The sequence below is a fragment of the Streptomyces sp. YGL11-2 genome (assembly GCF_050054615.1).
Taxonomy (GTDB): Bacteria; Actinomycetota; Actinomycetes; order Streptomycetales; family Streptomycetaceae; genus Streptomyces.
On the sequence record NZ_JBNHIN010000104.1, the window covers coordinates 1 to 9,989 of the forward strand.

The 9,989-nt window shown below is 69.0% G+C and carries 10 protein-coding genes and 2 pseudogenes; 5 read left to right on the forward strand and 7 right to left on the reverse strand.

Annotation, left to right across the window (positions count from 1 at the left end; translation table 11 throughout):
• The 3 genes from ACO1BR_RS43000 to ACO1BR_RS43010 all read left to right on the forward strand — a co-directional run.
• On the forward strand, positions 1-158 hold a 158-nt coding region (locus tag ACO1BR_RS43000), incomplete at its 5' end, for an aldehyde dehydrogenase family protein (protein WP_426800577.1).
• 569 nt (positions 159-727) lie between these two features.
• Positions 728-892 (forward strand): hypothetical protein, encoded by a 165-nt coding sequence (locus ACO1BR_RS43005; protein WP_426800568.1) that lies wholly within the window; start codon positions 728-730, stop codon positions 890-892.
• 31 nt (positions 893-923) lie between these two features.
• Positions 924-1,853 (forward strand): NB-ARC domain-containing protein, encoded by a 930-nt coding sequence (locus ACO1BR_RS43010; protein WP_426800569.1) that lies wholly within the window; start codon positions 924-926, stop codon positions 1,851-1,853.
• Between the two features lie 94 nt (positions 1,854-1,947).
• Here the strand turns inward: ACO1BR_RS43010 and ACO1BR_RS43015 are convergent.
• Positions 1,948-2,382, reverse strand: a pseudogene (locus ACO1BR_RS43015) (MFS transporter); the annotation flags it as partial.
• A 337-nt stretch (positions 2,383-2,719) separates the two neighbouring features.
• On the opposite strand from ACO1BR_RS43015, the gene ACO1BR_RS43020 reads away from it, so the two are divergent.
• A complete protein-coding gene (locus ACO1BR_RS43020; RefSeq protein WP_426800570.1) occupies positions 2,720-3,319 on the forward strand; it encodes a TIGR03086 family metal-binding protein in 600 nt (199 codons plus the stop codon).
• Between the two features lie 562 nt (positions 3,320-3,881).
• On the opposite strand, the gene ACO1BR_RS43025 is transcribed toward ACO1BR_RS43020, so the two are convergent.
• The 5 genes from ACO1BR_RS43025 to ACO1BR_RS43045 form a co-directional block, all read right to left on the reverse strand.
• Positions 3,882-4,349, reverse strand: a complete 468-nt coding sequence (locus ACO1BR_RS43025) for a DUF1003 domain-containing protein (protein WP_426800571.1) — start codon at positions 4,347-4,349, stop codon at positions 3,882-3,884.
• 1,149 nt (positions 4,350-5,498) lie between these two features.
• Entirely contained in the window at positions 5,499-5,873 is a 375-nt protein-coding gene (locus ACO1BR_RS43030; RefSeq protein ID WP_426800572.1) for a DUF6193 family natural product biosynthesis protein, read from the reverse strand.
• Positions 5,874-6,855: 982 nt separating this feature from the next.
• Positions 6,856-7,254, reverse strand: a complete 399-nt coding sequence (locus tag ACO1BR_RS43035) for a DUF6233 domain-containing protein (protein ID WP_426800573.1) — start codon at positions 7,252-7,254, stop codon at positions 6,856-6,858.
• Positions 7,255-7,771: 517 nt separating this feature from the next.
• On the reverse strand, positions 7,772-8,518 hold the full coding sequence (locus ACO1BR_RS43040; protein ID WP_426800574.1) for an SDR family NAD(P)-dependent oxidoreductase: 747 nt from the start codon (positions 8,516-8,518) through the stop codon (positions 7,772-7,774).
• Between the two features lie 10 nt (positions 8,519-8,528).
• Positions 8,529-8,936, reverse strand: coding sequence for a hypothetical protein (locus tag ACO1BR_RS43045; protein WP_426800575.1), 408 nt, complete (start codon positions 8,934-8,936; stop codon positions 8,529-8,531).
• A gap of 157 nt (positions 8,937-9,093) precedes the next feature.
• Here ACO1BR_RS43045 and ACO1BR_RS43050 point away from each other — a divergent pair, with 157 nt between their 5' ends.
• On the forward strand, positions 9,094-9,630 hold the full coding sequence (locus tag ACO1BR_RS43050) for an ArsR/SmtB family transcription factor (RefSeq protein ID WP_426800576.1): 537 nt from the start codon (positions 9,094-9,096) through the stop codon (positions 9,628-9,630).
• Here ACO1BR_RS43050 and ACO1BR_RS43055 read toward each other — a convergent pair.
• Positions 9,549-9,723: pseudogene (locus ACO1BR_RS43055) on the reverse strand (amidohydrolase family protein); the annotation flags it as partial. The gene ACO1BR_RS43050 and the pseudogene ACO1BR_RS43055 sit on opposite strands and share 82 nt — an antisense overlap.
• Positions 9,724-9,989: the final 266 nt, after the last annotated feature.

Sequence of the window (9,989 nt, forward strand, 5' to 3'; positions counted from 1 at the left end):
CCTTTGCGCGATCGATGGAGTGCGGCCAGGTGACGGTTAACGGCGGGGCGTACAACCCGCTCGCCCCCTTCGGTGGCCACAAGCAATCAGGTGTCGGGCGAGAACTCGGCAAGCACGGGCTCAGGGAATTTCTCCAGACAAAGTCGCTGCAACTCTGACAGTGATGATTACCTGATGACGCCGCTGGCGGGCCTGCCCTGAACTCTCACTGAACCCTCCCTTTTCATCCCATGACGGAAGGGGCGGAAGGGTGAAAGGAACAGGTCAGGTGGGGTGACGTGGCGAAGCCCCTTGTTGTTGGTGTGGTGATTCCACTCGGCACACAGCCTCCGAGGGGCTTCGTCAGTTCCTTGCCCTGCCACGCTCGATGTCCCGTACGAGCCGGTTGAGCACATCTCCAGGCTCGACTACCCAAAANGAGGGGCTTCGTCAGTTCCTTGCCCTGTCATGCTCGATGTCCCGTACGAGCCGGTTGAGCACATCTCCAGGCTCGACTACCCAAAATGGCGTGAACTCGGCTCGCACTGAAGGAGGTTGGGCTTGCTTCGAGTAGGCCCCACTCGTCCTGGCCCACCTGTGCAAGAAACGAGTCACTTACTGACGTCGCTGCTGGCTTCGGTGCGTCCATCACTACTGTCCGCCGGTGCGTGAACGAAACCCTCGGTGTCCGGGCCGCCTGGGCCCTGGGCCTGCGGGAGGCGTTGGCGGGCCGGGCAAGGGAGTTTTCTTGACGGTCGGCGGCACCTTGATTCCCACCGACCGGATCGCCGCGGAAGAACCGTACTGCTCGCAGAAGAACAAGCGGCATGGGATGAATGCGCAGGTGATCGCGATCCCCGACGGGCCCCGTTGTGGATGTCTCCGGCTCTTCCAGGACGCGCCCATGATCTGACCGCGGCTCGGGCCCACGGCATCGTCCAGGCGTGTCCGACCCGGCAATCCGCATCCTGGCCGACCAGGGAGCCGGAGCAACTGTCCGCACGCCGGACTACCGCCAATACGAACTCCCCGAGCCGGCCATGCCGGACTCCGCGGGGGAGCGCCAGGACCTGTACCGCACCCTGGTGGCCTCCCGCCGCGTCCTGGTGGTGATCGACAACGTCGTCGAGGCCGAGGACCTGCGGTACCTGATCCCCACCGGCGGCCGGTGCGCGGTGCTGGTCACGACGCAGGCAGCGAACCTCACCGTCGAGGGCGCGCTCCGCGTACCGCTGGGGCCACTGGCACCCGAGGAGGCCCGAGACCTGCTCTTTTCGGGCCTCCCGCCGGGGCGGTTGGACGGACAGGACCAGCAGACCGACGAGGTGCCCCAGCTGTGCGGGGGCCTGCCCTTGGCGATCCGCTCCGTCGGCACGCTCCTCGTATCCCGTCCGCACTGGTCGATGGCGCATGTGCGCGACGCGCTGACCGTGGAGGAGAAGTGGCTCACCCGCGCGGGCATACCGGGCCACAACATCGTGGGGGCCTTCGACGCGGCGTACGCACGACTGCCGGAGCACATGCGACGGGCTCTGCTGGCCCTGGCGGCGTTCGACGTCGGCATGCTGACACCGTCGATCGCTGCCGTGCTCGTGGGCTGCTCCGTCCCGAAGGCCGGCGAGCCGCTGGACGAGCTCGCCGACCGCTGCCTGCTGGCCCCGACCTGGTCGGATCGTTCCTGCTCATGGGCGTACGCGGTGCACGACCTGCTACGGGCCCATCTGCGGGCCCACATGGCCCCTGCCGACTTCGAGGCCGTCCTCGTCCGTGCCCTGACGTCCTGGCACCCACTCGCCGAGGGCACCGCCGACGACGAGCGCGGCGGCCGCATACCGGTGGACCGGGCGCGCCGGGACAGCTGTGACGACAGGTGAGCAGGGCAAGGACGGCGAGCGCGGCGGAGCCGAGAACGAACGGCGCGCTGAACCCCTTCTCCGGTACGGAGATCACCGCCCCCACCAGCGCCACCATGCCCACCGTGATCAGCACCGTGCCCAGCGGGTCCAGTGGACGGCGAACGGGGTCCTTGGATTCCGGCACCAGCTTGAGCGTGCCGGCCAGCGCCACCGCGACCATGGGCAGGTTGATCAGAAAGACGCCGGCCCAGCTCCACTGGTCAACCAGCACCCCACCGAGCAACGGCCCCAGACCCATGGCCGCCGAGGCCACCGCCGCCCACGCAGCGAACGCCTTCGGCCGCTCGTGGGCGGGGAAGACCTGCACGATCACCGCCAGCGTGGCGGGCATCACCAGCGCCGCCCCCACCCCCATGGCCACACGCATCACGATCAGCCACCACACCGACTGCGCCAGAATCGCGCCCACCGAGGTCAGCGCGGGCGGCGGCGGAGGCGGCGGCAGGGTCCGCTGCCAACTCCCTGTCCAGCCGGGCCAGACGTTCATCGTCGGCGTTTCCCAGGGCGGCGCTGGCGGCGGATCGGATCACCCATGGGGCCGGAGAAGATCTGGGAACGCGCTACCCCAGGCGACTCAGCGGTTCTCACCTTCACCGGGGTAAGGGGCAGGTGGCTTCGTTGATCCCTCGGGGCGGCGTTTGTCGACTGGTCCCGGAGGCAGTTGCTGATCAGTGGGACAGTGGATGTCGATGGGACGTGACGGCACCACCGATTCGGCTTCGGCAGACCGAGTTTCGGGCAAGTGGCCTGCGAGCGTGTGCCCCAGGGAGCTCGGCGGCTGATTTCCGCCAGCATGTCGCCTCTGGCACTCCTACGCTGCGGCCATGTCATACCGCTTCGTCGGCATCATCGACCGCTATCTACTCTCCGGTTCCGAGTTCACCCGCAGGCTGCGCGCGGTACGGCCCGAGCAGTGGACGGCACCGACCCCTTGCGCGGAATGGGACGTGCACCGCCTCGTCAACCACATGACCCGCGGAAACCTCAACTACATCTTCCTGCTGGACGGCGGCTCGGCCGCCGAATTCCTCCGACTCCGGGACAGGGATGCCCTATGCGGCGATCCGGTGGGCGCGTACGTCCGGTCGGTGCGGGAGTGCGCCGCGGCGTTCCGCAAGCCAGGTGCCCTCAAGCAGATCCTGGACTACCCCCTCGGCCCGGTGACCGGAGAACAGGCCCTCGCCGTCCGCACCACGGACGCGACCATTCACACGTGGGACCTGGCCCGAGCCACCAATGCCCCCGAGGAACTCGATCCCGGGCTCGTCGCCTGGATTGAGGACCACCTCACCGACATCTACGCCGGCTTGGCGGAGTCGCCTGTCTCCACCGAAACCACCCACCGCTTCTTCGCCGCCCCACAGGCCCCGCCCCATGCTGGGGAGTCCCGGCAGGCCCGGTTGCTGCGGCTGATGGGCCGCTGAGCGAAGGGGGTGCGGACTCGACCTTCCACACTGCGGCACCGCCAGCAGCTCTCGCCAGAAGCATGCCGATGCTGCCCCGGCAAGAGACCCGGTGCCTCCCACACTCATCAACACCACCCGTCCGTGGAACGGGGTGCCTCCCAACCCATCGACAAGCGACGTCACTGCCGCTCGATAAAGCCAGGGTTGGGCCGAAGCGCCCCGGCGGACAGGTGTCCGGTACCAGTCTGACGTTGTGGCCAGCGAACCTGACTCTGAGTCGTCCGGGTCCACGAGGCCGAGGAGACCGAGCGCGAGCGCGTCCGTCAGCAGCAGCACGAGTCATCGACTGAGATTGCCCCGGCGTCGCCAAGGCCGCGTTGGTGGCGTCGGGGAAACAGGAGTTCCTGAACCACGAGGGCTCGGCGGATCGCGTGGCGATCTGACTGAAGGCGGGCAGGCCGAGGTGGACCACGGCGGATCGGCGGGCGCGGCCGACCGTCCGCAGGGCAGCCTGCAGGAGGAGGGCTGTGGTGACCATTTACTGCCTCCGTGCGCTTGGGCTGCCCTGCGACTACTTCCGCTACTTCCGTGCTTCGAGTTGAGCGTTCACCCGCGCGAGTTCCCGGTGCAGTTCCTCGTGCTGGGCGGTGAGCGCCTCGAAGTTCGTCACCAGCTGCTCCAGCAGTTCCCGCGAGCGCACGTCCGTCGCGTAGTCGTGCTCGGCCAGCTCGCTGGAGATCTGGTCGCTGCGTTTCGCGGCGATCAGCAGGATCGCACCCTGGAGGGCCGCCAGGCAGGAGAGTACGAGATTGAGCAGGATGAACGGGTACTTGTCGAAGCCGTGATTGCCGTTCAACGCCATCCACAGGGCAAGGAAAGTCAGGGAGCCGAAGACGAAGCCCCAGGAGCCCATGGAGTTGCGCATCCGGTCGGCGGCGCGCTCACCCAAGGTGAGCTCCCCGCTGCTGCGCACACCGGGGTGACGGTGCCACCGGTGCTTGGGCTTGGTCGTCGACTCGGTGACTGCAGATATCGGCTGTGTCGTCATGACGCGGCATTGTGCCAGGCCGATGAATGGGCGGACGGTGGCGGGAGTGGCCCTGGTCTGTGCCGGGCAACGGTCTTCTGATCCGCGGGTCCGTCGGCAACTGGCCGGCATTTTGCCTTCGTTGGCCCGACCGGCTCGATTGACCGGGCCCTGTGCTGAGCGGGAAAGCCTGCGGGCAGTGCGTGAGCGAGGTCATAGCCGTGTCTCGGAGACGAGCTGGTGGACGGCACGGCGCAGCGGCTCCGACATCGGGTGGATGCCGTGGCTGTGTTCCGGGCCGAGTCTCCCGCTGGCTTGATGCGCGTGCTTTGTGCTCTGCGCGCGGTTTTGTAGGGGTTCAGGTGGGTCTGGTTCCAGAGGTTGCCCTCTTCCATCCCATCGGGTGTCTGTTTGGGCGCGCTGCGGCCTTTCCACCGCGTGGCAGAGCCATGGTTGCGATGTCCAATTCGCGCAGGTGCCTGGGGTGCCTGCTGTGACAGGAGATCGCTATGCGTGTTTCCCGTTTTGCCACCACGCTGGGCGTGGCAGTTGCCGTGATGCTGGGTGGTGCCGCAGCAGCCGAGGCCGCTGTGCCAGCCGCGACGGGTGTGGCTGGATCACATCCTGGCGGGGGCTGGCACCGCCACCACGAGGGCCGGCACCACCACGAGGGCTGGCATCGTCACCACGAGGGCTGGCGCCACCACGGTTGGCACCACCACGACCGTGACGGGCGGGGCCGCAACCACGACGATCGCTGACCTCATCGTGGTCCTCGGGCGTCCCCTCTGCCGGGGGCGCCCCGGGCGCTCGTTTCCCCAGACGGATCCGCCCGCCACCCGTCGCGCCCTGGGTCACCTGGAAACGTGCTGGTCAGGGGGTGGGGGTATGGGGCTCTCGCTGCTGACACCTCTTCCTCAGGAGGAGGAAGAGGCACGTTTTCTTCTTGCCGGGCTGCGCCGGGCGGTGCGTGGTCCGACGGGCATCGCGTCAGCTTCCTGGTGCCCCACGTCTTGGTGCATCACTCCGTGTGCTGTCCTTCGGCTGGCCGGAGGCGGGAGCAGACGCCAGACGAACGGGACGGCGGCGGGTGGCGAGGGCAGGCGGCAAGCGCACTTGCGTCGGCCTTTGTGGAGTGTTCGCAGCAGATGGGTTGTTGGGCGCCGTCGGTCAGTTCTGCCTTTGGTGGGTGGCGAGGTCGTATCGGTTGCCGATGAGCGCGGGCCCGCAGCCGGGTGGCAGTCGGCGGGCCACCATGGCGACAGCCTCTGCTGCGGTGTCGGCTGAGCCGATCACGTCCGATCTGGACGGCCCCTCGACACGGAAGCCTCCGCCCTTTCGCGGGGCGATGTAGGGAACGTCCCACGTACAGGGGTGCTCGGTGCAACGGCTGAAGTGCAGCTCCCACATGCCGACCAACGGGAAAAGCTGTCGAAGCCGAGGTTCGGCGTAGGCGGCTCGCACGAGTTCGTGGTCCACGCCATCCGAGCTGAGCAACCTCGCCCATGCAGCCTCGGTGATGTCTTCGGCAGAAGCTTCCGTCATGAAGAGGAGCTTGCCAGAGCGCATGTGGTGGGTCGGCGCCACCGGAGGATGAGCAAACGTCCTCTCGGGCACGGTGCCCGACGCCGGTTCGGAAACGGGACGCCGTGGCCGATGACCGGTGGCCGCGAGGCTGACGCGTCCGATCGGTCATGGCTCATACGGTGCCGTGGCCGATGGCCGATGGCCGATCGGTTGGGCGTGGTGAGCTGATGCGAGCTGCGCAAGGCGGTGGCCGGTCTGCTGCTACGACATGGCCGACCGCGTTCGGGTTTGCCCGATCACCTGCGGGTATCCGCTGACCCACGTATGCGGGGAAGCGGTTACCCGATTGCTTACCCAAGCCCTTGATCTGCGGCAATAAGGAGTATCGGCCAGATCGCAGCGACGCCTCTTCCGCATTGCCGGGATCGGGTATGCGACGGGCCGGTCATGGCCGGCGGAGGCTGCGGCACATCGAGGTCGGAGGTGTGCCGCAGCCCCATGCTGGAATCTCCTGAGCGCTTGTCGTCATGGCATGGCCGCTTGGGGTGATGACTGCGTGTGATGCTCGTTGGCTGGTGTGTTGTCGCGTTCCCCCGCGTGACTGGTGTCAGCTCCAAGACCTCTATCGGGTCTCGGCGCTGACGCATGGCCGATGGCCGGATGGGGAGCGGTTGCCGTTGCGCGGGTTGTGCTCGGCTAGCGGTTGCCTCGCCTCCGTGCGGCAGCGCGCGGAGAGCTGTTCGCGCCGCCGCTGTCGGCGCCTGCTGCGGTCGGGGTGCCGGCTCCGGCGGCAGCGTCGGTTCCGGGGGTTGTACCGGCTCTGCTGTATGAGGGGCGTGGGTGCGGCGGCGGAGACGGCGCACTCACCCGTCTTCGCGCGCCGACTCGCCGTCGGCGGCCACGCGGTGCTACCCCGGAACCGGCTCCCCCGAGGACCTGACGGCAGTGCTGGAAGCCTCCGTCCAATGCGCCCGCCAGACCCGGCACGCCACGTGATCAGTTATGAGGTGCGCAGGACTGTCTCGGGCCGGCAGACCGGGCAGGGCAGGGTGACGGTGGGATCAGTCAGCATTTCCAGTGCTGCGGGGTCGGTCAGGAGGCGCTCGGCGTTCTTGGCCTGGGTGCAGTCGAGCCGGTGGACGAAGTAGTTCGACCAGGAGACGGTTGGGGGTGCTGGGGCGAGTCGCCAGCGTTGCCGTTCCTCCGGTATCGGCGCGTGGATGGCCCGGTAGTCCTCGCCTTCGATCGGTTGGATGATCGGGTGCGGGGCTGACGCTGTGAGGTGGTAGGTGGTGGGGGAGGGGCCGTGGCGTCGGTCGTCGGCTCGTGTGGGGAGTTCCCGTGTGTAGTCGTACCAGAATCGGCCCTGTCGGTCTGGCTGGCACCGTGTCACCCGCACTTGGACCCCTTGGCCGTTGGGGAGTTGCTGTTTGGTCTGGGGGTGGGGGCGGCCTTGGTCTGTATGCATGGCTATGACGGGTCAGGGTCCCCGGTCGCGGCGTGCCGGAGCGCGGACCGGCCGCTGGGGCGTCGTTGCAGGTGGAGCAGAAGTCGTGGGTCGCCCGCGTTCGGTCAGTTCCAGGGCTCGTGCTCGCAGCTCGGCGACCTGCTGCTGTTCGGCGCCGGTCCGGCCGGTGGAGTCCGGCCGGTGGCTCTCGTAGTAGCTGCCGCCGGTCTCTTTGGTACGGTCCCAGCCCTCCAGCGCCTTCGCCGACCACGGCAGGGCCGCGTACGGCTCCGCGAGGTCGGTTCGCCTGCACCGGCTCGGCCTGTGCGCTCAGTAGCCTGGGAGGGAGATCGAAGCTCACTCGAACGGGATGCGAGGACAGCGTACGGACCCGAGTCAACGAGCCGCGGCTGTGAGCGTTCTGGCTGTGCGGGGCCGCACGGGCTCGGCCGGCCGCCGGCGGGCGCGGTCAGCGCATCAGCGTGCCGCCGTTGACGTCGTAGGTGGCGCCGGTGATGAACGTCTCGTGGGAGGCGAGGAAGAGGGCGACCCGGGTGACCTCCTCGGGGGTGGCGATCCGGCCCAGCGGCACCTGGGCGGTGAGCTCGGCGAGCGCCTCCGGGCTGATCGAGCGGACCATCGGGGTGTCGATCATGGCTGGGGCGACTGCGTTCACGGTGACGCCGCAGGGGGCGAGTTCGGCTGCGAAGACCCGGGTGAGGGCGATCATCCCGGCTTTGCTAGTGCCGTAGGCGGCGCCTGTGGGGCGGGGTGTCTGGCCGGCGATGGAGGCCATGTTGACGATCCGTCCGAAGCCGCGGTCGCGCATGTCGGCGGCGACCGCGCGGGTCAGCAGGAAGACCGCGCGCAGGTTGACCGCGAAGACGTCGTCCCACTCCTCGGCGGTGATCTCCCACAGTGGCCGGGCGAGCGGCCGGGCGGCGTTGTTGATCAGCACGTCGACCGGGCGCCAGGCGCGGACCTCGGCGTAGGCGGCGGTGAGCGCGTCCGGGTCACGCAGGTCGGCGTGGACCGGCCGGATCCGTTCCCCGTCAGGGTCGAGGTCCGCGGCGAGGGCGCGGTTGGTCTCGTCGTCGATGTCCAGCGCGGCGACGTGGGCGCCTTCGGTGTGACAGGCGCGGACCAGGGCGGCGCCGAGTCCCTGCGCGCTGCCGGTGATCAAGACGGTCCGGCCGTCGAGTCCGGTGTCGAGCATCTCCGCCCCCTCAGGCCGTGCCGAAGAACAGCGGGCGGCCGACTCGGGCCTCGATGCGCAGGTAGCGCCACAGCCGGCCGTCGCCGACCGGGGTGTCGCGGACGATTCCACACACCTCGGAGGCGGTCTCCAGGTCAGGGACATCGGCGAGGATGTACGAGGTCCAGGGCCAGGCGGTGGCGGCGCCGACCATCAGCTGGTCGTCGTCCAGGGTGCCGAGGACCCGGAGGCCGAAGCGTTCGCCGAGCCGGTCGAAGGCGGGCGGGATGGCGGCGTTCACGGTGGCGCGCAGCGCATCGTCGGCGGCGAAGAAGTCCTGGGTGACGCCGATACAGAAGAGGGTGCGCAGCGGGCCGGTGGAGGGCTGTCCCGCGGCGGGTAAGGGGGCGGGTGGGGCTGTCGGGTCGGTGGTGGTCATCGCGGGCCTCGCGGGAACGTCGGTGCGACGGTGCGGGCGGGCAGCCGGTGGCGTGCGGCGCGGGCACCGTCGGCGAGTGGCAGGGGTAAATAATTAGAGGATCGTCAACGCATTGAAGATCACCGACCGTACCACTCGTTTAGAGAGTTCTCGAACAATGCCTCGCACGGACCCGGCCGGCGCCCTGCGCGCGCAAGCGCCACCACGTTCCCCCAGGGCAGGGGACCACACCACTACCTCCGCCCCAGCCGACGCCGACCAACCGGAGACCGCCCGGATCCAACTCGGCGACCTGCTGCACGCGTTCAGCGACCCGCTGCGGCGGCGCATCGTCCACCGGCTCGCCACAGAGGGCGAGGTGGGCTGCGGGGACATCGAACTGCCGGTCAGTCGCGCAACCGGCTCCTACCACTTCCGGATCCTGCGGACAGCGGGCTGGACCCACACCCGTCGGTCCGGCCGCGAACGGTACATCTCATTGCGCCGCGCCGACCTCGAAGCGCGCTTCCCCGGCCTGCTGGAGGCGCTGCTGCGGGCCGACGCGGCAGAGCGGGGCGTGGTGACGAAGCCGGGCGAGGCACCGGACCCCGCCGCACAGAGACAGGCGGGCGCTCAGCGCGCAACTCGGCCGCGCAGCACCTCCAGGTACGGGGCCGCCGGCATCCGGACGTCGGTCCGCGGGTCGGCCTCGTAGACGACCAGACCCGCAGGGGCGCCTTCGTTGAGACTGGGGACCGAGCCACTGCCCGGCGACCCAGGGTGTTGCTGAGAGCGCGCCGGCGCAAGGGGTGACCGTCAGCCTGGATGGGGCCCTGGGCGTCTGTGTCGGCTTGGTGCTCGCCGGCGCCGTGGCAGGGTGAGGGCATGTGTGGTCGATACGCCTCCACCGTCCGCAGGACCTTGCGGGCATGTTCGACGCGCGCTGGGACGCTGACCAGGAGCTGGCCCCGAGCTGGAACGTGGCTCCGACCAATGACGTGTGGTCGGTCCTGGAGCGCGTTGAGCGTGACACCGGGGAGATCACCCGGCAGCTGCGGCCGCTGCGCTGGGGCC